The sequence below is a fragment of the Sphaerotilus sp. genome (assembly GCF_013299175.1).
Lineage (GTDB): Bacteria > Pseudomonadota > Gammaproteobacteria > Burkholderiales > Burkholderiaceae_C > Sphaerotilus.
The window spans coordinates 1-20899 of sequence record NZ_JAAFKF010000074.1 but is presented as its reverse complement, the minus strand read 5'-3'; the positions used below and the strand labels follow the sequence as shown (position 1 = coordinate 20899).

Genomic DNA, 20899 nt, shown 5'->3' with positions numbered 1-20899 from the left:
CCATCCGCCTGCCCGACGCCCGCACGGCCCGCATCCGCCAGGGCACGCTCAACGGCCTGCTCGACGTGGTGCGCCAGCAGGACAGCATCCACCGCAAGGCCGGCTCGGTCCACGGCTGCGCGCTGTTCCTCGGCACGCAACTGCTGATGTTCATCGAGGACGTGGGGCGCCACAACGCCATCGACACCATCGCCGGCTGGATGTGGCTGCACGGCGTGGAGGGTGGCGACAAGACCTTCTACACCACCGGCCGGCTCACCAGCGAGATGGTGATGAAGGCGGCGCACATGGGCGTGCCGATCATCGTCTCGCGCAACGGCGTGACGCAGATGGGGCATGACCTCGCGACCCGGCTCGGCATGGCGCTGTTCGGGCGGGCAGCGAACCGGCATTTCCTCTGCTACACGGGGTTCGACCGCTTCGAATCGGAGCCGGAAGTGAAGCGGGCGGCGGTGCGGGTGGTCGTGGGCTGAGGTTCGAACCGTTCAGCCGTCAGACTTCAGCCATTCGGGAACTTCAGCCCGAGCCGTGCCGCGGCCACCACGGCCTCGGTGCGTGAACTCACGCCGAGCTTGCGGAACAGCGCCAGCAGGTGGGTCTTGATGGTGGATTCCGCCAGATCCAGCTCGCGGCAGATCACCTTGTTGGACTGACCCGCCGTCAGCAGGCGCAGCACATCGATCTGGCGGGGCGACAAGCCCAGCCGGTCGATGGCCTCGGCAGCGCGTGCTTCGTCCGTCTGCTCCAGCACCGGCAACGGCGCCACGGCGCTGTAGACGACCGGCGGCAGATAGATCCCGCCACCCAGCACCACGCGCAGCGCCTGCTCGACCGCCTGGCCGCGGGTGGTCTTGGGAATGAAGCCGGCGGCGCCCTCGTTGAGCGCAGCGATCACCGTGTCCACGTCGTCGCTGGCCGAGAGCACCACCAAGGTCCGCTCATCCGACACCGCCCGCAGCTGGCGCAGCGTCGGCAGCCCGTCGCTGTCGCGCAGGCCCAGGTCGAGCAGCACCAGCTCGATGTCCGGCTCCGCCTCCAGGTGCGCCAAGGCCGCGGTCAGTCCGTCCGCCTCCCGCATGACCACGTCCGGAAACCGCATGGCCAGCAGCAGCATCAGGCCGGAGCGGAACAGCGCATGGTCATCGACAAGCAGGGCCTTCATCGGGGCAGGTACACAAAAGAGTCGTCGGACAAGCGATCACTATACAGAGCACCCATTTGTACGCTGCAGTACCTTTGTCTGGCCCCACCCATGCTGGGCATGGCGGTCTGCATGGGCCATGGCTGACAGCCTCAACAAAATAGCTAATAACTATTGAGTCATGAAAAACTGTCAATTTGATCAATATCGACGCAGGCCCTAAGATTGGTCTCATCGGATCTCACCCGATCCGTTCACCCCGCGACCCAAGGAGTCCTCGCATGTCCCTGATCAACACCCAAGTCCAGCCGTTCAAGACCACCGCCTTCCACAACGGCCAGTTCGTCGAAGTCTCCAACGAGAGCCTGAAGGGCCACTGGTCGGTCCTGATCTTCATGCCGGCCGCCTTCACCTTCAACTGCCCGACCGAGATCGAAGACGCGGCCGACAACTACGCCGCCTTCCAGGCCGCTGGCACCGAGGTCTACATCGTCACCACCGACACGCATTTCTCGCACAAGGTGTGGCACGAGACCTCGCCAGCCGTCGGCAAGGCCCAGTTCCCGCTGGTGGGTGATCCGACGCACACGCTGACCAACGCATTCGGCGTCCACATCCCGGAAGAAGGTCTGGCGCTGCGCGGCACCTTCGTCATCAACCCGGACGGCGTCATCAAGACCGCCGAAATCCACTCCAACGAGATCGCCCGTGACGTGAAGGAAACGCTGCGCAAGCTGAAGGCGGCCCAGTTCACCGCCGCCCACCCCGGCCAGGTCTGCCCCGCCAAGTGGAACGAAGGCGCGGCCACGCTGACGCCGTCGATCGACCTCGTCGGCAAGATCTGATCGGCTGATCGGCTGATCGCTCTGGTCTTTCTCCCTCCCCCAGCGGGGGAGGGCCGGGGTGGGGGTTCACGCAGGCCAAACAACGTCTGCGCAAGGCGAACCCCCTCCCAACCTCCCCCGCTGGGGGAGGAGCCAACACCAGAACACCCTCTGAACCGCTGTTTCGGACCCGAAGGATTGCAGCCCATGCAGCCCTTCCGGCCTGACACGCCCCTACCTCGCCCTCAAGGAGCACCGACCATGTTGGACAGCAACCTCAAGACCCAGTTGAAGGGCTACCTCGAACGCCTCGTGCAGCCGATCGAGATCGTCACCTTCGCCGACGACAGCGCGAACGCCCGCCAGATGCTCGAACTGGTGGCGGACGTGGCCTCGGTCGCGCCGGCCGGCAAGCTGGGCGTGCGTGTCGGTGCGATCAGCGGCGAGCGCGTGCCCTCCTTCCAGATCAGCCGCGCAGGTGCCGACACCGGCGTGCGCTTCGCCGGCCTGCCGATGGGCCACGAGTTCACGTCGCTGGTGCTCGCACTCCTGCAGACCAGCGGCTACCCGCCCAAGGTCGAGGCTGCGCTGGTCGAGCAGATCAAGGCGCTCGACCCCGGACAGGATCTCGTCTTCGAGACCTACATGTCCCTGACCTGCCACAACTGCCCGGACGTGGTGCAGGCGTTCAACCTGCTGGCTGCACTCAACCCGAAGATCCGCCACACCGCGATCGAAGGTTCGATGTTCCAGGCCGAGATCGACGAGCGCCAGATCATGGGCGTGCCCTGTGTCTACCTGAACGGGCAGATGTTCTCGTCCGGGCGGATGGAGCTGGCCGAGATCCTCGCCAAGATCGACACCGGCGCCGCCGCCCGCGAAGCCGCGAAGATCACCGCGCAAGCACCCTACGACATGCTGATCGTCGGCGGTGGCCCGGCGGGGGCGGCGGCGGCGATCTACGCCGCCCGCAAGGGCATCCGCACGGGGGTCGCGGCCGAGCGGTTCGGCGGGCAGGTGCTCGACACGATGGGCATCGAGAACTTCATCTCGGTGAAGGAAACCGACGGCCCGAAGCTCGCCGCCGCGCTGGAGCAGCACGTCCGGCAGCACGACGTGGACGTGATGAACCTGCAGCGTGCCACCGCGCTGATCCCGGCCAGCGAACCCGGCGGCCTGATCGAGGTCAAGCTGGAGAACGGCGCCAGCCTGCGCAGCCGCAGCGTGGTCATCTCGACCGGCGCCCGCTGGCGGCAGATGAACGTCCCCGGTGAAGACGAATACCGCAACAAGGGCGTGGCCTACTGCCCGCACTGCGACGGGCCGCTGTTCAAGGGCAAGCGCGTGGCGGTGATCGGCGGCGGCAACTCGGGCGTGGAAGCGGCGATCGACCTCGCCGGCATCGTCCGCCATGTCACGCTGATCGAGTTCGACTCGAAGCTGCGCGCCGACGCCGTGCTGCAGAAGAAGCTCTTCAGCCTGCCGAACGTGACGGTCATCGTCTCGGCGCTGTCCACCGAGGTCCACGGCGACGGCCAGAAGGTCAGCGGCCTGAGCTACCAGGACCGCACGAACGGCACGATGCACCGCGTGGACCTCGAAGGCATCTTCGTGCAGATCGGCCTGCTGCCCAACAGCGACTGGCTGCGCGGCACGGTGGCGCTGAGCGGACGCGGCGAGGTGATCATCGACGACCGGGGACAGACCTCCGTGCCGGGCGTGTTCGCAGCCGGGGACGTGACGACCGTGCCGTTCAAGCAGATCATCATCGCGATGGGGGCGGGTTCAACGGCGGCGCTGAGCGCGTTCGATCACCTGATCCGCACCAGCGCACCGGCCTGAGCAGGTGGCTCGGGATCACGCGTCAGGATGGCGGTAAAGCCCGTGCGCTTTTAGATGCGAATGATTATTGATACCATCAATGCATTCTCACCTCGCCGGACTCCCGACCATGACGCACCTGCTCCACCGCTCCGTCCTCGCCACTGCCGCCGCGCTGGCCGCTTCGCTGACTGGCCTGCCTGCGTCCGCGCAGGAGCAGGTGCTCAACCTCTACTCCGCCCGCCACTACCAGACGGATGAGGCGCTCTACAGCAACTTCACCAAGGCCACCGGCATCAAGGTCAACCGCATCGACGGCAAGGAAGACGAGCTGGTCGAGCGCATCCGCAACGAAGGCACGGCCAGCCCCGCCGACCTGCTGATCACGGTGGACGCCACGCGGCTGGAGATCGCCGACAAGCTGGGCCTGTTCCAACCGGTGAAGTCGGCGGTGCTGGCGTCGCGCATCCCCGCGAACCTGCACACGCCGAACTGGTACTCCTTCTCGACCCGCGCCCGCGTCATCGTCTACAACAAGACCGCCGTCAAGCGCGAGCAGGTGCAGAACTACGAAGACCTCGCCAACCCGGCGCTGAAGGGCCAGGTCTGCGTGCGCTCCGGGGCGCATCCGTACAACCTGTCGCTCGGCGGTGCGCTGATCGCCCACGACGGCGAGGCGAAGACGGAAGCCTGGGCACGCGGTCTGGTCGCCAACTTCGCCCGCACACCCAAAGGTGGCGACACGGACCAGATCATGGCGGTGGCGGCCGGTGAGTGTGGCGTGACGCTGGCGAACACCTACTACGTCGCCCGGCTGCTGCGCTCGACCAAGCCGGCCGAGCAGGAAGCGATGCGCGCCGTCGGCGTGGTGTGGCCGAACCAGGCGAGCTGGGGCACGCATGTGAACATCTCCGGCGCCGGGGTGCTGAAGTACGCGCCGAACAAGGACGCGGCCGTGAAGTTCCTGGAGTACCTCGCCAGCGACGCCGCGCAGCTCTACTTCGCCGACGGCAACAACGAGTGGCCGGTGGTCGCTTCGGTCAAGACGAACAACCGGGCGCTGGAGTCGCTGGGCGCGTTCAAGGCCGACGCGCTGCCGATCGGCGATCTGGCGAAGAACACGGTCACCGCGCAGAAGGTGTTCGACCGCGCCGGCTGGCGCTGAGAAGTCCGAGAAGTCTGGTCAGGGGGCGCCGCCGATGCCGCGCCCCTTGGCGATGCTGCGACACAGCAGCACCATCGGCACCAGCCCGACCACGACGATCGCCAGCGCGGCGGTCGAGGCTTCGGTCAGCCGCTCGTCCGAAGCGAGCGTGTAGGTCTGCGTCGCCAGCGTGTCGAAGTTGAAGGGGCGCATCACCAGCGTCGCCGGCAACTCCTTCATCACATCGATGAACACCAGCAGCCCCGCCGTCAGCGCACTCCCCCGCAGCATCGGCAGGTGGACCCGCTGCAGTGTCTGCCCCGCGCTCAGGCCGAGGCTGCGCGCCGCGTGGTCCATGTTCGGCGTGATGCGGCCCAGGCCCTCGTCGATCGCCTGCACCGCCGCCGTCAGGTAGCGCACGAGGCAGGCGTAGACCAGCGCCGCGATGCTGCCGGTGAACAGCAGGCCCGGCGTGTGGCCGGTCAGCTCGCCGATCAACGCGGCCAGCGCGTGGTCCAGCCGCGTCACCGGGATCAGCACGCCCACCGCGATCACAGAACCCGGCAGCGCATAGCCCAGCCCCACCACCCGGTGCGCCCAGCGCGTGACCCGGCCCCGGTGAACCCGCGCCGCATAGCCGATCAGCAGCGCCAGCGCCACCGCCAGCAGCGCGGTGGTTCCGGCGACCAGCACGCTGTTGCGGGCCAGCACGACAAAACGCTCGCCGAACTGCGCGTCGCCGTCGGTCAAGGCCATGCGCAGCAGCAGCCCGGCCGGCAGCAGGAAACCTGCCACCAGCGGAATCACGCAGCCGATCACCGCAGCAGCAGCCTTCACGCCGGTCAGCGGCGCACGCGGGCTGCCGAGCCGGCGCAAGGTGGTGTCGTGGTAACGCCGCCCGCCCCGGCTGACCCGCTCGAAGGTCAGCACCGCCACCACGAAGGCCAGCAGCACCAGCGCCAACTGCGCCGCCGCCACCCGGTCACCGAGCGAGAACCAGGCGCGGTAGATGCCGGTCGTGAAGGTCTGCACCGCGAAGTAGGACACCGTGCCGTAGTCCGCCAGCGTCTCCATCAGCGCCAGCGCCACGCCGCCCGCGATCGCCGGCCGCGCCATCGGCAGCGACAGCCGCAGGAAAGCGCGGAACGGTGACAGCCCCAGCGAGCGCCCGACCTCGATCATCCCGCCGGCCCGCTCGATGAAGGCAGTGCGGGCCAGCATGTAGACATACGGGTAAAGCACCAGCGCGAACATCAACGCCGCCCCGCCGAGCGTGCGCACGTCCGGGAACCAGTAGTCGGCCTTGCGCCAGCCGAACGCGGTGCGCAGGGCGGTCTGCACCGGGCCGATGTACTGGAAGAAGTCGGTGTAGACATAGGCGATGACATACGACGGCATCGCCAGCGGCAGCACCAGCGCCCATTCGAACTGCGCCCGCCCGGCAAAGTCGTAGCGCGTCACCAACCACGCAGAACCCACGCCCAGCGCCGCCACGCCCAGCCCGACCCCCGCACACAGCCACAGCGTGCTGACCACGTAGTCGCCGAGCACGGTGGACGCCAGGTGCCGCCAAGTCTCGCCCGTGCCGCCGGAGAACACATGCGTGCCCACCGACACCAGCGGCGCCGCCACCAGCAGCGCGGCCAGCACGGCGATCCACAACAACCAGGGTCGGCGGTTCGGGGCGACAGACATCAGAGACACCCTTCCAGTCAGGATTCAGGAGACAGACAACGATAATCATTATCATCTGGACCATGCCCACGCACCCCACTCCCTGGCTCGCCCTCGACGGACTCCGACTCGGCTACGGTGCCAAGACCGTCGTCGAGCACCTCGCGCTGCACCTGCCGCAGGGCACCATCGGCTGCCTGCTCGGGCCGTCGGGCTGCGGCAAGACGACGGTGCTGCGGGCGGTGGCCGGGTTCGAGCCGGTGCTGGGCGGCGAGGTCCGGCTGGACGGGCAGGTCGTCAGCTCGACCGCCGTGCAGGTGCCGCCCGAACAGCGCCGCATCGGCATGGTGTTCCAGGACCACGCCCTCTTCCCGCACCTGACGGTGGCCGCCAACGTCGGCTTCGGGCTGCGCGGCCATCCGCATCCCGAGAAGCGGGTCGCCGAAATGCTCGACACCGTGGGCCTCGGCCACACGGCGCCGCGTTACCCGCACGAACTCTCCGGCGGCCAGCAGCAGCGTGTGGCGCTCGCCCGTGCGCTGGCGCCGTCGCCGCGGCTGATGCTGCTGGACGAGCCGTTTTCGAGCCTCGACATCGAGTTACGCGAGCGGCTGGGCGCGGAGCTGCGCAGCCTGCTGAAGGCGGCCGGCACCACCGCCCTGCTCGTCACCCACGACCAGCACGAGGCGTTTGCCATCGCCGACGAGATCGGCGTCATGCACCAGGGCCGCATCCAGCAGTGGGCCAGCGCCTACCAGCTCTACCACGAGCCGGCGAACCGCTTCGTCGCGGATTTTGTCGGGCAAGGGGCGTTCCTGCCGGGGGAAATGCTAGCCGGGCACCACCACGTCCGCACCGAACTGGGCGTGGCGCACAGCGACCAGCCGATCCACTGCACCGAGCACGGCGACCTGTGCGGCGCGGGCTGCCCGGTGGACGTGCTGCTGCGCCCGGACGATGTGGTCCACGACGACGACGCGCCAATCCGCGCCCGCGTGGTCCACAAGGCGTTCCGGGGCGCCGAGTTTCTCTACACGCTGGCGCTCGACAGCGGCGCGCAGGTGCTCTCGCTCGTGCCTTCGCACCACAACCACGCGGTGGGCGAGGCGATCGGGATTCGGCTGGAGCTGGCGCATGTAGTGGCGTACCAGCGGGAGCGGACGGGGGTCGCTGCGGCAGCCTGAGACAATCACGGCCATGCTGCAATTCCAACTCCTAGGCACCGAAGGCCACGCCCGCCGCGGTCGCCTGACGCTCAACCACGGCGTCGTCGAAACCCCCATCTTCATGCCCGTGGGCACCTACGGCACCGTCAAGGGCGTGATGCCGCGCTCGCTCGAAGAGATGGGCGCGCAGATCATCCTGGGCAACACCTTCCACCTCTGGATGCGCCCCGGCCTGGACGTGATGGCGCAGTTCGGCGGCTTGCACAAGTTCGAGAACTGGCACAAGCCGATCCTCACCGACTCGGGCGGTTTCCAGGTCTGGTCGCTCGGCGAGATGCGCAAGATCAGCGAGGAAGGCGTCAAGTTCGCCTCCCCCGTCAACGGCGACAAGCTGTTCCTCACGCCCGAGATCAGCGTGCAGATCCAGACGGTGCTGAACTCCGACATCGTGATGCAGTTCGACGAATGCACGCCCTACTGGCAAGGCGTCAAGGGCAGCGGCCACATCACCAGCGAAAAGGAAGCGCGGGTGTCGATGGAGCTGTCGATGCGCTGGGCGAAACGCTCGAAGGCGGAGTTCGAGCGGCTGCAGAACCCGAACGCCCTCTTCGGCATCGTGCAGGGCGGCATGTTCGAAAGCCTGCGCGAGGAGTCGCTGAACGGGCTGGTGGAACTCGACCTGCCCGGCTACGCGGTGGGCGGTGTCTCGGTCGGCGAGCCGAAGGACGAGATGGTGCGGATCATGCGCCACACGCCCCACCTGCTGCCGAGCCAGAAACCGCGTTACCTGATGGGCGTCGGGACACCGGAGGATCTGGTGGAGGGTGTCGCCTGCGGCGTGGACATGTTCGACTGCGTGATGCCGACCCGCAATGCCCGCAACGGCCACCTCTTCACCCGCTTCGGCGACCTGAAGATCCGCAATGCGCGCCACAAGTCGGACGAAGGCCCGCTCGACATGAGCTGCGCGTGCCACACCTGCCAGAACTTCAGCCGGGCGTACCTGCACCACCTCGACCGCTGCGGCGAGATGCTCGGCCCGATGCTGACGAGCATCCACAACCTGCACTACTACCTGAACCTGATGCAGGAGGTTCGCGACGCGCTGGATGCGGGCACGTTCGCGGCATTTCAAGCGCAGTTCAAGGCCGATCGCGCCCGAGGAGTCTGACGATGGACATTCACATCCGCTGGCCCCTCACGGACGACCTGAACCCGCCGGCCACCGACGCCGAGATCGCCACGCTGCAACAGCAACTCGGCGTGACCCTGCCCGCCGACTACGTGCAGGTGCTCCAGCAGCACAACGGCCAGCGCGGGCTGGCGGACGGGCTGTTCGACGGACAGGAATTCCTCTCGACACAGAACGTGTTCGAGCAGTGGCGCCTCTGGAAGGGGTTGCACGACGCAGGCCAGTTCAAGTCCATGCGCTCGTCACCCGCACAGGGCGTGCGCGACGACTGGTGGAACCCACGCTGGATCCCGTTCACGCACGACGGCGGCGGCAACCACCTCTGCCTCGACCTCGATCCCGCAGCGGGTGGTGCGGTCGGGCAGGTCATCACGCTGTGGCATGACGGTGGCGAGCGTGTCCTGTGCAGCAGCGACTTCGGCGCGTGGTTCGCCGACTGGCAGCTCAGGGCAGTGCCACCGCACCCGTGACACAGGCGCCGCGCTCGCAGGCCAGCGGCGGGTCAGGGAACCCGGCGAAGCACATCACGTTGGGCGGGAGGCCACCGGGCTGCAGCGGAAGCGCCTGGCTCGCTGCGGTGTTCTGGGCAGCGGTTTCGGCTTCGGCCTGCCGGGCGGTCGCAGACACCCGCGAGTACGTCACCAGGGTCGGCAAAGCGCAGACACCCCGCGTCGGCTGCAGGTAGAGCCGGCCGCAGTGGCCGACCTCGCTGCACGGCATGTTGACCGCCAGCGCACGGGCCGCGTCCGCGTGTGCATTGGCCTGGGCTTCGAGGGTTTCGAATTCGGTCGAGGCCGGCGCGCTGCCGTTGCAGGCGGACAGCAGCGCCACCAGCGTCCACAGTGCCATCGACCACGGCAACAACAGGCGGCTGTGCATGGTCAGCCCGCCGCAAGCGCCTCGTCGATCACCTCGACCCAGTGCCGCACCGGCAGCTTGGTGCCCGACTGCAGGTGCTGCAGGCAACCGATGTTGCCGGAGATGATCACGCTGGGCTGCCGCGCTTCGAGCGTCTGCACCTTGCGGTCGCGGAGCTGGTAGGCGATTTCGGGTTGCAGCACGGAGTACGTGCCCGCCGAACCGCAGCACAGGTGGCTGTCCTGTGTGGGCAGATGGACCTCGAAGCCGAGTTCGGTCATCGCCGCCTCGACGCCGCCGCGCAGTTTCTGGCCGTGCTGCAGCGTGCAGGGCGGGTGGTAGGCCAGGACACCGCGCGCTCTGCGCTGTCCGAACGCGGCCTTGAGCGGGCCGATCAGCGTGGGCAGCAGCTCGGAGAGATCGCGTGCCGCGGCGCTGATGCGCGCCGCCTTCTCGGCGTAGGCGGGATCGTGGGCGAGCGCGTGGCCGTAGTCCTTGACCGACAGGCCGCAGCCCGACGCATTGAAGACGATCGCCTCGACCGGCTCGACCCCGCCCAGCCCCTCGACCTTGGGCCACCAGGCGTCGATGTTGCGGCGCATGTCGGTCAGCGCGCCTTCGCGGTCGCCGAGGTGGTCGCGCACGGCGCCGCAGCAGCCGGCCTCGTCCGACACCAGCGTCTGCACGCCGCAGGCATCGAGCACGCGGGCGGTGGCGCTGTTGATGTTGGGTGCCAGCGTCGGCTGCACGCAACCCTGCAGCATCAGCACCTGGCGCCGGTGCTCGCGGGTCGGCCAGCGTTGGGCATGGGCCATCGCGCTGGCGCTGAGCTTGCTGGGCACCTTGTTCTTGACGATGCCGGGCAGCAGCGCGCGCACGCTCTGCCCCATCTTGAGCATCGGGCCGAAGCTCGGCGAGGTCATGGTCTCGCGCAGCATCCAGCGCACGGTGCGGTCGGCGCGCGGGCGCTCGACCTTGGCATCCACCACGCGCCGGCCAATCTCGACCAGCGCGCCGTACTCGACCCCCGACGGGCAGGTCGTCTCGCAGCTCCGGCAGGTCAGGCAGCGGTCCAGGTGGAGCTGGGTCTTGCGGGTCGGCGTGTGGCCTTCCATCACCTGCTTGATGAGGTAGATGCGACCGCGCGGCCCATCCAGCTCGTTGCCCAGGAGCTGGTAGGTCGGACAGGTGGCGGTGCAGAAGCCGCAGTGGACGCAGCGGCGCAGGATCTCCTCGGCGCGGTCGCCGTCCGGGGTGTCCTTGAATTCAGGCGCGAGGGTGGTTTGCATGCTGGCTCGGTGTGCCGGGCGAAGTGCCGGTCAGAGTCCCGGATAAAGGCGACCCGGATTGAACACGCCATCGGGATCGAAGGCTTGCTTGAGTTCCTGGTGGATGCGGTCCAGTGGCGGCTTGAGCGGGGAGAACACGCCCAGTCCGCTCGACGCCGCAGCCTTGTCCCGCGCGCGGAACAGCGTGGCGTGGCCGCCGTACTGGTGGGCGATCTGGCGCACGCGGGCGGCAGTCTCGCGGGTGATCCACCAGCGTTGCGCGCCACCCCAGTCGATGAGCTGGTCGCCGGGCAGCGGCAGCGGGGGCGCGCCCGTCGGCAGCGACACGCGCCACAGCGCCGCCCCTTCGGCCAGTGCCCGGCGCGCCGCGACGAAGAAATCGTCGCTCTGGTCGCGCATCCCGAGCCAGAAGCGTTGGGCGAGCGCGTTGTCGATCGGCTCGCCGCCGAGCTTCTGGTTGGCCGCGGCCACCGCCGTGGTCGCCCCCGACAGCCGCACCACCAGCGCCCCTTGCCACCACGCGGTGGCGTTGATCGGCAGCGGCTGGCCGGCCCAGCGTTGCATCAGGTCGAGCGCCTCGCCCTCCGAGCAGTCGAAGCGCAGCGTGCTGGTGTAGGACGGCGTCGGCATCACCTTCAGCGACACCTCGCAGACGATGCCGAGGATGCCGAGCGAACCCGTGACCATGCGCGCCACGTCGTAGCCGGCGACGTTCTTCATCACCTGGCCGCCGAAGGTCAGCACCTCGGCCTTGCCGGTGAGCAGCGTCATGCCCAGCACGTAGTCGCGCACGCTGCCCATCGCCGCGCGCGACGGGCCGGACAAGCCTGTCGCCACCATGCCGCCGATGGTGCCGCCACGCTGGCCGGGGCGCTCGGTGTCGGGGTAGCGCGGCGGCTCGAAGGCGAGGTACTGGTTGCGGCGGGCGAGTTCGGTCTCGACCTCGGCGATGGGGGTGCCGCCGCGCACGGTCATGACCAGCTCGCTCGGCTCGTAGCGCGTGATGCCGGTGAGTCCGCGCACGTCGAGCAACTGGCCCTGGACCGCCTCGCCGTAGAAGGATTTGGTGCCGGCGCCACGGATGGCGAGGCTGCCGCGCCCCTCGCGGGCGGCGCGGACGCGTTCGATCAGGCTGTCGAGGGCCTTGCTGCTCATGGTGGTGGGTGGTTCAGCAACCAGTTCGGGGTCAAGGATCAGAAACGGGGCAGTTCGCTGAAAGGCAGCAAACCGCGTTTGACATGCATTCTTCCGTACTCGGCACAGCGGTGGAGCGACGGGATCACCTTGCCGGGGTTGAGCAGACCCGGCGCATCGAAGGCCCGCTTCACCGCCAGCATCATCTCGCGCTCCTCCGGCGCGAACTGCACGCACATGGAATTGAGCTTCTCGACGCCGACACCGTGCTCGCCGGTGATGGTGCCGCCCATGGCGACGCTGGTTTCGAGGATCTCGGCACCGAAGGCTTCCGCCCGCTCCAGCTCGCCGGGGCGGCTGGCATCGAACAGGATCAGCGGGTGCAGGTTGCCATCGCCCGCGTGGAACACGTTGCAGCAGCGCAGGTCGTGGCGCAACTCCATCTCGGCGATGGCCCCCAGCATGTCGGCCAGGCGCCGGCGCGGGATGGTCGAATCCATGCAGAGGTAATCCGGGCTGATGCGGCCGGTGGCGGGAAAGGCGTTCTTGCGGCCCGACCAGAACTTCAGCCGCTGCACCTCGTCCCGGCTGACTTCGAGCCGGCTCGCGCCACAGCGGCGCAGCACCTCGGTCATGCGGCCGATTTCCTCCTCGACCTCCTCGGGCGTGCCGTCGCTCTCGCAGAGCAGGATGGCCGCCGCCTCCAGGTCGTAGCCCGCGTGGACAAAATCCTCGACCGCCGCCGTCATCGGCTTGTCCATCATCTCCAGCCCGGCGGGAATGATGCCGGCGGCGATGATCTCGGCCACTGCGTCGCCCGCCGTCTCCACGGTCGGGAAGCTGGCCATGATGCAGCGCGCCACCTGCGGGCGCGGCACGAGCTTGACGGTGACTTCGGTGACGACGGCCAGCATGCCCTCGCTGCCGATGACGATGCCGAGCAGGTCCAGCCCCGCCGCGTCCAGCCCGCCGCCACCGAACTCGACCGCCTCGCCCTCGACGGTGTAGCCCCGCACACGGCGCACGTTGTGCAGCGTCAGGCCGTACTTCAGGCAATGCACGCCGCCGGAGTTCTCGGCCACGTTGCCGCCGATGGTGCAGGCGATCTGGCTGGACGGATCGGGCGCGTAGTAGAGACCGAACGGAGCCGCGGCTTCGCTGATGGCCAGGTTGCGCACGCCGCACTGCACGACGGCCGTGCAGGCGAGCGGGTCGATCTGGACGATGCGGTTGAAGCGGGCGAGCGAGAGCGTCAGGCCGTCGCGGTGCGGGGTGGCGCCGCCGGACAGGCCGGTGCCCGCACCGCGGGCCACCACCGGGACACCCAGGCGGTGGCAGATGCGCAGCGCACCGGCGACCTGCTCCTCGGTTTCGGGCAGGGCCACGGCCAGGGGCTGGGTGCGGTAGGCGGTCAGGCCATCGCACTCGTAGGGGATCGTGTCTTCGGCGTGCCACAGCAGGGCATGGGCAGGCAGCAGGGAAGACAACGCCTGCACAAGCCGGCTCTGGCGCTCGCGGCGGGCGGCAGCGTCCAAAACGTCTTGTGGCACGGGGGCATTCATGGGCAGGGAACTCCGGCTAGGTTGGCGCGCACTGTACCGCGGCACGCAGCGCGCGGCTCAGGCGTGGACGAAGACCGTCAGGACGGCGGTGTACCCGTACAGGTGGTGCCGGGCGATCTCGCCGCTGGCGAAGAAGCCGACCAGCGGCACATCGCCCAGCGCATGGCGCACGAGCTGCAGCTCCGCCGAGGGCCCGCCGAAGTGCGGCCCGCCCCGTCCCGAGCAGCTCACGTAGAGGGCGCCCGCGATGCGCCGGGCGGGGGGCATGGTGTCGAAGGTGGCCGCACTGTCCTCGTCGTCAGGATCGGGGCTCAGCTCCTCGCGGATCTCGGCGCAGATGCGGACCAGGTCGCGCCGCGCCGCCTCGGCGTTGCGGGTGCAGAAGGTCAGTTGCATCCCCGGCTCGACCTGTCCGGCCACCGCCACGGCGTGGTGCATCGGATCGAGTCCGATCAGGTGGCGCACCCAGGTGTCGCCGCCGAACTGGCTGCCGCGGCCGAACACGTCGTCCTGCGCCCCGGTCAGGCCGACCAGCGTGGCCCGCAGGCGCGGCACGGCCTCGCGCGGGTGGTCGAGATCGATGTTCAGGTCGTTGAGCAGGCACGACAGCGCCGACTGGCCATCCAGCACGGCGACGATGTGGTCGCGCGCCTCATCGACATGGCGCACCGGTCCGATCGGCTGGCAGCCCTGCGAGACCCGCGACAGCAGATCCACCTCGCGCGTGAACGCCACGCCCGACACGCCGCCTTCGTAGACCCCGGCCAGCGCCGCCGAACCACGCGCCGCCGCCGGGGCACAGAACTGCACGCTGCGGCCCCGCGACGCCATCAGGCCACCGAAGAGGTAGCCGCTGGTGGTGCGCTGGGCCAGCTCGGCGACGAGTTCGCCCATGTCGGGCGTCTGGCCATCGCCGTGGACCAGCGCGGTGTGGGCGTCGCTGCGCACCAGCGGGCGCTCGCCGCTGTACAGCTCGAAGCTGCCGATGGGCAGGTCCGCCAGCATCAGCACCAGCGCCGGCTCGTCGAAATACTCGACCCCGCTCACCGCCACGCCCACGCCCACCCCACCGACCCATGACACCCGCGGCCAACGCTGGCGCAGCTCGGCCAGCAGCGCATCGGCCCGTGCAGCGTAGTGGTCGGTGATGTAGACGAAGCCCAGCGGAAACGGGTCGGGGCCACCCGCCACAGGGGGCAACCCCGCGAGCTGGGCGTCGAGCTGGGCGGCCACCAGCGCCAGTGCCATGTGCGCGTCGGGATGGGTGGCGTGGGCGGTGAGGAAGGTGTGCATGGATCAACAGGGACGGGGCTGCAACGACAACAGCAGCAGCGCCTCAGACCTTGGTGGACTTGCGGGCGGGGGATTTGCGGGGAGCGGCCTTGGCGGCGGGACTGGGCGCGGGGGCCGTGGCGGTGGAGGTGGCGGCCGACGCCGCCTGGGCCTGCGCGGCAGCCTCGGTCGTGGCCTGCACGGCCTGGGTGGCGAGCTGGGTGAACTGCTGCGTCAGCGCGCCCCACCATTGCATCGGATCAACAGCCGGCGCAGCGTCCGCGTCGGCAGAGTCTGGTGCAGGGGTCGGCGCTGGCGACGGTGCAGGCGCGGGCGCCGCCTCGGCCATCGGGCGCATCTTGAGCGCCTCGCTCAGGTCGCCCATCTGCACGTTCATGCTCCGGAGCGTCCCCAGGGTCATGCGCTGGACTTCGAGCGCCTGCACGGTGGTGCCGATCATGCGGGCGTTCTGCTCCAGCCAGAACTGCACCGTGCGCAGCTCGTGGATGCGGCGCTCCAGCTCGGCCGGATCCAGCGTCGGCGCTACCCATTGGCCGATGTTCGGCAGCGTCTGTCCGGCATTCTTGACCAGCCCCTGGAGAAACTCGAAACCGGGGACGAAAGGGCTGAACGCTTCGCTGTAGGACGTGTGGTCGGGCATGTTGTTTTCCTCGGGACAGGGACAGGGAGTGCGTGGTGAACCGCTGGGCCATTGTGCCCAGCGATGCGGGCAGTGTCACGGACGATCGCGCTGCACGACCGCCCCGAACACCGACTGGCCGAGTGCGTCGCACACGGCGGTGTCCACCTGCCCCACGCCGTCCAGCGCCACACGGGCCGGGCCGCCGGGCAGCGCGAGCAAGGTGCCGGCCGACACCGCCCGGTGGCGCGCCAGCCGGGCAATCCAGCCGCCCGCATCCGACACGCCGCCCGCCGCCGCCAGCTCGACCGGCGCCAGCACCCGGCCATCGACCACCGTCTGCAGGCGCATGGCCAGCCGCCCACGGTGCCAGGCCGGACCCAGCGCCTCCGGTGTCACCGCCACCGGCGCGCAGGCCAGCGACGCGGCGACCGCTCCACCCGCTGCCCGGTGCTGCCCATGGTGGGCGAGCATCACCAGCCGCACGGCGTCGCGGGCCTGGTCCTCGCCCGCACCGCGGGGCACATCCCCGAGGGCCACCACCAGCCGGGCACCCACGTCGGTGCAGGTGTCGGGCCAGACCGACCGCGCTCCAGCCAGCGCATCGCCCGCCATCTCGACCTCCAAGGAGGGCTGCGCATCGACCAGCCGGCACACCCGCGGCAGCGGCGCCAGGCACAGGCGTGGCTCGAAGGCAAACGCATGGCGCGCCTTGCCCTGTTCCAGCGTGCGGGCAAGGTCTTGCAGTTGCGGGGCGAGGAAATTCCAGTCGTCCAGCACCTGCTGCAGCCGCGTGGCGATGCCGCTGGCGTGGTGCGCCTGCGTGAGGTCGGCCGAGACGACAACGAGCTGGCCATCGCGGGAGCCATCCTGGTAAGTCGCGAGTTTCATCCAGCGATGATGGCACGGCGCAATCCGTTGTAGATTGCACCCATGCCTGTGCCCCGCTCTCGCCCGCTTCCTGCTGCTGTTGCCAGGCCGCCGCGCCGACCCGGCCAGCGCCCGGCACCGGCGCTGGCGCTGGCCGCCGTGCTGGGCGCGCACCTGTGGGTGATCGACGCCTGGAGCCTGCCCGCGGTGCCCCCGCTCGCCAGCCCTGCCACGGTGCGCAGCGTGACCACCCTCGCCACCCTGCCCCTGCCAGCACCCAAGGCTGCGGAGAGCCTCGCTGCCGTGCCCGCGCTGCCGCTGGAGTCGCCCTACGCACCGGCACTGGCACCGGCACCAGCGCCCGCACAACCGCCCCGCCACACACCCCGCAAGCCAGCGCCTGTCCGCCCGACGGCGCCGGTCGTGGCCCCCTCCCACTCCGCCGACGCGGCATCCACGCCCGTGGCTGTCGCCGCCACAACCGCCACGGCAACGGCCGCCAACGCCAATGCACTGCACGCGCCCCCCTCCGCGCGGCTGCTCTACCGCCTGAAAAAAGGCCCGCTCACCGGCACCGGCCAGATCGACTGGCAGCGCGACGCCGACACCTACCGGATGCGCCTGGAAGCCCGTGTGCCGCTGTTTGGCCAGATCTTCCTGGAGACCAGCGAAGGCCGGCTCGACGCCAGCGGACTCGCCCCCCTGCGCCACACCGAGCGCCGCCTCAAGCGCAGCGAGCGCGCCGTCAGTTTCGTGCGGGACCAGGGACCGCCGCGCATCCTGTTTTCAGCCCGCACGGGCGAAGAGCCCTTGACTCCCGGCGCGCAAGACCGCCTGAGCTGGATCGCCCAGCTCGCCGCCCGCATGGCCGCCCCGCCGGCGGGCGAGTGGCGCGCCGGCCACCGCATCGAGATGGACGTGGCCAGCACCGGCGGGGACGTGCAACGCTGGGTTTTCACCGTGCAAGGCCAGGACAGCGCCGGTCTGTGGCAGTTGCACCGCGAGCCCGACACGCCCCACGACACCCGCGCCGAGGTCTGGATCGACGCCCGCCAGCACCACTGGCCTGTCCGCATCCAGCTCACCGAGTCGTCGGGCGAGCCGCTGGAGCTGACGCTCGATGGCCTGCAGCCCACCTGACACACCGCAGCTTGAAACCGCTGCGCACCGCCTCACCTGCCCCCCACTGTCCTCAGGAGAACTGCACCATGCACATGCTCTACAACTCCGAAAACTTCGCCGTCATGCACTTCTCCGGCAACACCGTGGCCGGACAGGGGTTCGAGATCGTGGACAAGACCAGCCGGCGCGAGATCTACCTGGGCGGACTGCTGGCCGAACACTTCCAGGCCGGTGTCGAGTACCTCATCAGCCAGACCACCGACGAGGCCCGCATCGACGATTTCCTGTCGGGCTACACCACGCTGGCGCACCACCCTGTCGTGCTGCACTGAAGCAAGCAATCTCGGCCCGAGTGCAACGGCACGTAAACGACCCGCGCCGCCGCGCGTTTTGCAACTTGCGCCCGATCGGCCATTGGCGCGAAGATGGCCTCGTCGCCACCGTCCGTCGTTCGTCCTTGAACCACCCCGAGGAGCTTGCATGCGCAAGGAAGTGTCCAGGCAGACTGTTCGCCGCTCCCGCAGCCGCCCCGGCGGCGCTCCCGTGCTGCTCTCGCCCGGCCTGCATGACGCGCCGGTGCTCGACCAACTGTGTTCACACTTTGTCCTGACGCTCACGCTGCGCCAAGCCAACCGCTTCGCCGGCCGACGCGACTGGAACAGCCTGCTCGCTCTCACCGCACGGCACCTGGTCTGGCCCGTCACCGTGCTCGGCCGCCTGCGCGAGTTCCTCGGCCGCCGGGTCAAGGAGCACGACGCCTGGACCGGCCATGACGCGCTCGACGACGTGGCCTTCCTCGAAAAGCATGGCTGGTGGCGCGGCCCCTACGAGGAAGGCACGCTGTTCTTCTACCTCGACGAGTATGTCAAGGACGTGCCGAAAGACCTGATGGCGGTCCTTGGCACCACCGGCGAATGGCTGGGCCAGCACCTCCGCGAGAGCGCCACGCTGGTCGAGAAGAACGTCGAGGTGCTGGCGGGCCTGCTGCAGCTCAACCCGGCCGAGCGGGCGCTGATCCTGTACGGCACGCTCGCCCGCTACCAGCGTGACCTGCGCGGGCTGCTGGTCGAGTTCAAGGTGTCGAGTGCGCAGGAGGCTTACGCGACCATCGCCGAAGTGGCGGGCGTGGACCAGCGCGACGTGGCCGAAGCCCTGCGTGCCGGCTCGCGGCTGGAGCGCATCGGCATGATCGAGAACCTCATCTCCGAGCACAACATCACCGACCTGGCCGACCTGATGAAGGTGTCCGACCAGCTCCCGCCGGTGCTGATGCGCGAGTACCGCGATCCGCAGGATCTGATGGCGGTGTTCACCCGGCCAGCGACCAAGAGCGAGCTGACGCCGGCCGATTTCCACTTCGTCGGCGAGGAGGTGGATGTGCTGATCGCGCTGCTGAAGAACGCGGTGGAGCGCCGCGAGGCGGGCGTGAACGTGCTGATGTACGGCCCGCCCGGCACCGGCAAGACCGAACTCGGCCGCGTCGTCGCGCAGACCGCCGGGCTGGAGCTGTACGAGGTCGAATACGCCGACCGCGACGGCAACTCGCTCTCCGGCCGCGACCGCTACCGCTCGCTGCAGATCAGCCAGGTGTTCCTGAAGGCCAGCCCGAACGTCGCGCTGCTGTTCGACGAGGTGGAGGACGTGTTCCCGCCGATCTCGTCCGACGCAGCGCAGCTCATGGCGCGCATGGACAGCAGCGACGCCAGCCACGGTGGCGGCAGCTCGTCGGTGAACGGCAAGGCGTGGGTGAACCAGATCCTGGAGACCAACCCGGTGCCGGTGCTGTGGGTCACGAACCGCATCGAGCAGATCGACCCGGCCTTCCGGCGGCGTTTTCAATACCACCTGGAGCTGAAGTCGCCGCCGCCCGGTGCGCGCGAGGCGCTGGTGCTGCGGGCGCTCGGTGACACGCCCGTCAGCGCCGAATTCGTCGAGCGGCTGACGCAGCGCAAGGCCCTGACCCCGGCGCAGATCCGCACCGCCGTGCGCTTCGCCAAGTTGATCGGCGATGCGCAAGGGGCGGCACCGCTGCAATCGATCGAAGCCTTGATCGAGCGCCAGATCGCCCACGCCGACCTCGCCCTCGGCACCGTCGATCGCCAGGCCGACCGCGCCCGACCGGTGGTGACCACCTACGACCTGAGCCTGCTGAATGTCGAGAGCCGCTTCGAGATTCCGCGCATCGTCGAGGCGCTGAAACGCCGCGGCCACGGTGCCCTGTGCTTCCACGGCGCACCGGGCACGGGCAAGACCGCGCTGGCCGAGCACATCGCCCGCGAACTGGGCCGGCCGCTGATGGTCCGGCAGGCCAGCGACCTGGTGAGCAAGTTCGTCGGCGAGACCGAGCAGAACATGGCCAAGATGTTCAGCGAGGCCAAGGCGGAACAGGCCGTGCTGCTGCTGGACGAGGCCGACAGCTTCCTGCGCAGCCGCAAGCGCGCAGAACGCACCTACGAGATCACCGAAGTCAACGAGATGCTGCAGGGCATGGAGCGTTTCGGCGGGGTGTTCATCTGCACGACCAACTTGTTCGAGGATCTGGACGAAGCGGCGCTGCGGCGCTTCACCTTCAAGCTGCATTTCCAGCCGCTGCTGCCGGACCAGCGCATGCAGATGTTCATCGCCGAGGCGCTCGAAGGCGACGCCACACGGCTGACCGACGAGCAGCGCCAGCGGCTGGGCGTGCTCGACCAACTGGCGTGCGGCGACTTCGCGGCGGTGCGGCGGCAGGTGGACATCCTGGGTGAAGCCTTCGATGCGGACGAGTTCCTGTCGCAGCTCGAAGGCGAGCACCGGGTGAAGCCGCAGGTGCGCGAGCGGCGCAGCATCGGGTTCACGCACTGAGGCTGCGCAACGGGGTGCGGCGGAGCGGGGCAGACATGGCCCCGCCTGCCTACAATCCCGGGATGACTGCCGCCCTGCCCCCTGCCTACACCCGCGCCGCCCGCCTGCCCGAGCTGCTCCGCCAGCGCATCGCCGTCCTCGACGGCGCGATGGGCACGATGATCCAGCGTTACAAGCTCACCGAAGCCGATTTCCGCGGCGAGCGGCTGCGGGACCACGGCAAGGATCTCAAGGGCAACAACGACCTGCTCGTGCTGACCCGCCCGGACGTGATCGCCGAGATCCACGACCAGTACCTCGCGGCCGGCGCCGACATCATCGAGTCCAACACCTTCGGCGCCACCAG

At 69.2% G+C, this 20899-nt stretch carries 20 protein-coding genes; 11 read left to right on the top strand and 9 right to left on the bottom strand.

Annotation, left to right across the window (positions count from 1 at the left end; all coding sequences use genetic code 11):
• Window positions 1-473, top strand: a 473-nt coding sequence (locus tag QZW52_RS13230; RefSeq protein ID WP_293999624.1) for a formate dehydrogenase accessory sulfurtransferase FdhD, incomplete at its 5' end; no start/stop codon positions are given.
• Window positions 474-499: 26 nt separating this feature from the next.
• Here QZW52_RS13230 and QZW52_RS13225 read toward each other — a convergent pair.
• Complete coding sequence (locus tag QZW52_RS13225; RefSeq protein WP_293999622.1) at window positions 500-1162, bottom strand: LuxR C-terminal-related transcriptional regulator; 663 nt, start codon at window positions 1160-1162, stop codon at window positions 500-502.
• A gap of 260 nt (window positions 1163-1422) precedes the next feature.
• On the opposite strand from QZW52_RS13225, the gene ahpC reads away from it, so the two are divergent.
• From ahpC to QZW52_RS13210, 3 genes are all read left to right on the top strand, one after another.
• Window positions 1423-1986, top strand: a complete 564-nt coding sequence (gene ahpC, locus QZW52_RS13220; RefSeq protein WP_293999619.1) for an alkyl hydroperoxide reductase subunit C — start codon at window positions 1423-1425, stop codon at window positions 1984-1986.
• A 240-nt stretch (window positions 1987-2226) separates the two neighbouring features.
• Window positions 2227-3807, top strand: a complete 1581-nt coding sequence (gene ahpF, locus QZW52_RS13215) for an alkyl hydroperoxide reductase subunit F (RefSeq protein WP_293999616.1) — start codon at window positions 2227-2229, stop codon at window positions 3805-3807.
• 109 nt (window positions 3808-3916) lie between these two features.
• Window positions 3917-4951 (top strand): extracellular solute-binding protein, encoded by a 1035-nt coding sequence (locus tag QZW52_RS13210; RefSeq protein WP_293999613.1) that lies wholly within the window; start codon window positions 3917-3919, stop codon window positions 4949-4951.
• 18 nt (window positions 4952-4969) lie between these two features.
• Here the strand turns inward: QZW52_RS13210 and QZW52_RS13205 are convergent, their stop codons facing one another.
• Entirely contained in the window at window positions 4970-6625 is a 1656-nt protein-coding gene (locus tag QZW52_RS13205; protein WP_293999610.1) for an ABC transporter permease, read from the bottom strand.
• A gap of 62 nt (window positions 6626-6687) precedes the next feature.
• Between QZW52_RS13205 and QZW52_RS13200 the strand changes: the two genes are divergently transcribed.
• From QZW52_RS13200 to QZW52_RS13190, 3 genes are read left to right on the top strand one after another with little or no spacing between them, the layout of a single operon-like run.
• Entirely contained in the window at window positions 6688-7788 is a 1101-nt protein-coding gene (locus QZW52_RS13200; RefSeq protein WP_293999608.1) for an ABC transporter ATP-binding protein, read from the top strand.
• A 13-nt stretch (window positions 7789-7801) separates the two neighbouring features.
• Window positions 7802-8941, top strand: coding sequence for a tRNA guanosine(34) transglycosylase Tgt (gene tgt, locus QZW52_RS13195; RefSeq protein ID WP_293999605.1), 1140 nt, complete (start codon window positions 7802-7804; stop codon window positions 8939-8941).
• A gap of 2 nt (window positions 8942-8943) precedes the next feature.
• Complete coding sequence (locus QZW52_RS13190; protein WP_293999602.1) at window positions 8944-9432, top strand: SMI1/KNR4 family protein; 489 nt, start codon at window positions 8944-8946, stop codon at window positions 9430-9432.
• On the opposite strand, the gene QZW52_RS13185 is transcribed toward QZW52_RS13190, so the two are convergent.
• The 7 genes from QZW52_RS13185 to QZW52_RS13155 all read right to left on the bottom strand — a co-directional run bounded on the left by QZW52_RS13185 (window position 9407) and on the right by QZW52_RS13155 (window position 16608).
• Window positions 9407-9841, bottom strand: a complete 435-nt coding sequence (locus tag QZW52_RS13185; RefSeq protein ID WP_293999599.1) for a hypothetical protein — start codon at window positions 9839-9841, stop codon at window positions 9407-9409. The genes QZW52_RS13190 and QZW52_RS13185 overlap by 26 nt on opposite strands.
• A 2-nt stretch (window positions 9842-9843) precedes the next feature.
• Window positions 9844-11109 carry a glycolate oxidase subunit GlcF gene (gene glcF / locus QZW52_RS13180; RefSeq protein ID WP_293999596.1) on the bottom strand — a complete coding sequence of 422 codons (1266 nt, stop codon included), beginning with the start codon at window positions 11107-11109 and terminating at the stop codon, window positions 9844-9846.
• A gap of 30 nt (window positions 11110-11139) precedes the next feature.
• The gene (gene glcE, locus QZW52_RS13175; RefSeq protein ID WP_293999594.1) at window positions 11140-12264 is read right to left on the bottom strand and encodes a glycolate oxidase subunit GlcE; all 1125 of its coding nucleotides are present in this window, start codon (window positions 12262-12264) and stop codon (window positions 11140-11142) included.
• 38 nt (window positions 12265-12302) lie between these two features.
• Window positions 12303-13805 carry an FAD-linked oxidase C-terminal domain-containing protein gene (locus tag QZW52_RS13170; protein ID WP_293999592.1) on the bottom strand — a complete coding sequence of 501 codons (1503 nt, stop codon included), beginning with the start codon at window positions 13803-13805 and terminating at the stop codon, window positions 12303-12305.
• 57 nt (window positions 13806-13862) lie between these two features.
• Entirely contained in the window at window positions 13863-15098 is a 1236-nt protein-coding gene (locus QZW52_RS13165) for an FIST signal transduction protein (protein WP_293999589.1), read from the bottom strand.
• 43 nt (window positions 15099-15141) lie between these two features.
• Window positions 15142-15738: a PhaM family polyhydroxyalkanoate granule multifunctional regulatory protein gene (locus QZW52_RS13160; protein ID WP_293999587.1), complete on the bottom strand. Its 597-nt coding sequence runs from the start codon at window positions 15736-15738 to the stop codon at window positions 15142-15144.
• A gap of 75 nt (window positions 15739-15813) precedes the next feature.
• The gene (locus QZW52_RS13155; RefSeq protein WP_293999584.1) at window positions 15814-16608 is read right to left on the bottom strand and encodes a fumarylacetoacetate hydrolase; all 795 of its coding nucleotides are present in this window, start codon (window positions 16606-16608) and stop codon (window positions 15814-15816) included.
• Window positions 16609-16650: 42 nt separating this feature from the next.
• Between QZW52_RS13155 and QZW52_RS13150 the strand changes: the two genes are divergently transcribed.
• The 4 genes from QZW52_RS13150 to QZW52_RS13135 form a co-directional block, all read left to right on the top strand.
• Window positions 16651-17727 carry a DUF3108 domain-containing protein gene (locus QZW52_RS13150; RefSeq protein ID WP_293999582.1) on the top strand — a complete coding sequence of 359 codons (1077 nt, stop codon included), beginning with the start codon at window positions 16651-16653 and terminating at the stop codon, window positions 17725-17727.
• A gap of 68 nt (window positions 17728-17795) precedes the next feature.
• Window positions 17796-18041, top strand: a complete 246-nt coding sequence (locus tag QZW52_RS13145; protein WP_293999580.1) for a BTH_I0359 family protein — start codon at window positions 17796-17798, stop codon at window positions 18039-18041.
• Between the two features lie 148 nt (window positions 18042-18189).
• The gene (locus QZW52_RS13140; protein ID WP_293999577.1) at window positions 18190-20553 is read left to right on the top strand and encodes an ATP-binding protein; all 2364 of its coding nucleotides are present in this window, start codon (window positions 18190-18192) and stop codon (window positions 20551-20553) included.
• A 62-nt stretch (window positions 20554-20615) separates the two neighbouring features.
• Window positions 20616-20899 (top strand): homocysteine S-methyltransferase family protein (locus QZW52_RS13135; RefSeq protein WP_293999574.1); only part of this gene is annotated, 284 nt, incomplete at its 3' end.

What these genes read in the sequence shown, in the direction of transcription:
- glcE (WP_293999594.1), bottom strand. Translation starts at nt 12,264, where the DNA reads ATGAGCAGCAAGGCCCTCGACAGCCTGATCGAACGCGTCCGCGCCGCC.
- QZW52_RS13200 (WP_293999608.1), top strand. Translation starts at nt 6,688, where the DNA reads ATGCCCACGCACCCCACTCCCTGGCTCGCCCTCGACGGACTCCGACTC.
- ahpF (WP_293999616.1), top strand. Translation starts at nt 2,227, where the DNA reads ATGTTGGACAGCAACCTCAAGACCCAGTTGAAGGGCTACCTCGAACGC.
- QZW52_RS13145 (WP_293999580.1), top strand. Translation starts at nt 17,796, where the DNA reads ATGCACATGCTCTACAACTCCGAAAACTTCGCCGTCATGCACTTCTCC.
- QZW52_RS13160 (WP_293999587.1), bottom strand. Translation starts at nt 15,738, where the DNA reads ATGCCCGACCACACGTCCTACAGCGAAGCGTTCAGCCCTTTCGTCCCC.
- QZW52_RS13190 (WP_293999602.1), top strand. Translation starts at nt 8,944, where the DNA reads ATGGACATTCACATCCGCTGGCCCCTCACGGACGACCTGAACCCGCCG.
- QZW52_RS13225 (WP_293999622.1), bottom strand. Translation starts at nt 1,162, where the DNA reads ATGAAGGCCCTGCTTGTCGATGACCATGCGCTGTTCCGCTCCGGCCTG.
- QZW52_RS13210 (WP_293999613.1), top strand. Translation starts at nt 3,917, where the DNA reads ATGACGCACCTGCTCCACCGCTCCGTCCTCGCCACTGCCGCCGCGCTG.
- QZW52_RS13155 (WP_293999584.1), bottom strand. Translation starts at nt 16,608, where the DNA reads ATGAAACTCGCGACTTACCAGGATGGCTCCCGCGATGGCCAGCTCGTT.
- QZW52_RS13170 (WP_293999592.1), bottom strand. Translation starts at nt 13,805, where the DNA reads ATGAATGCCCCCGTGCCACAAGACGTTTTGGACGCTGCCGCCCGCCGC.
- QZW52_RS13165 (WP_293999589.1), bottom strand. Translation starts at nt 15,098, where the DNA reads ATGCACACCTTCCTCACCGCCCACGCCACCCATCCCGACGCGCACATG.
- QZW52_RS13205 (WP_293999610.1), bottom strand. Translation starts at nt 6,625, where the DNA reads ATGTCTGTCGCCCCGAACCGCCGACCCTGGTTGTTGTGGATCGCCGTG.
- ahpC (WP_293999619.1), top strand. Translation starts at nt 1,423, where the DNA reads ATGTCCCTGATCAACACCCAAGTCCAGCCGTTCAAGACCACCGCCTTC.
- QZW52_RS13140 (WP_293999577.1), top strand. Translation starts at nt 18,190, where the DNA reads ATGCGCAAGGAAGTGTCCAGGCAGACTGTTCGCCGCTCCCGCAGCCGC.
- glcF (WP_293999596.1), bottom strand. Translation starts at nt 11,109, where the DNA reads ATGCAAACCACCCTCGCGCCTGAATTCAAGGACACCCCGGACGGCGAC.
- tgt (WP_293999605.1), top strand. Translation starts at nt 7,802, where the DNA reads ATGCTGCAATTCCAACTCCTAGGCACCGAAGGCCACGCCCGCCGCGGT.
- QZW52_RS13185 (WP_293999599.1), bottom strand. Translation starts at nt 9,841, where the DNA reads ATGCACAGCCGCCTGTTGTTGCCGTGGTCGATGGCACTGTGGACGCTG.
- QZW52_RS13150 (WP_293999582.1), top strand. Translation starts at nt 16,651, where the DNA reads ATGCCTGTGCCCCGCTCTCGCCCGCTTCCTGCTGCTGTTGCCAGGCCG.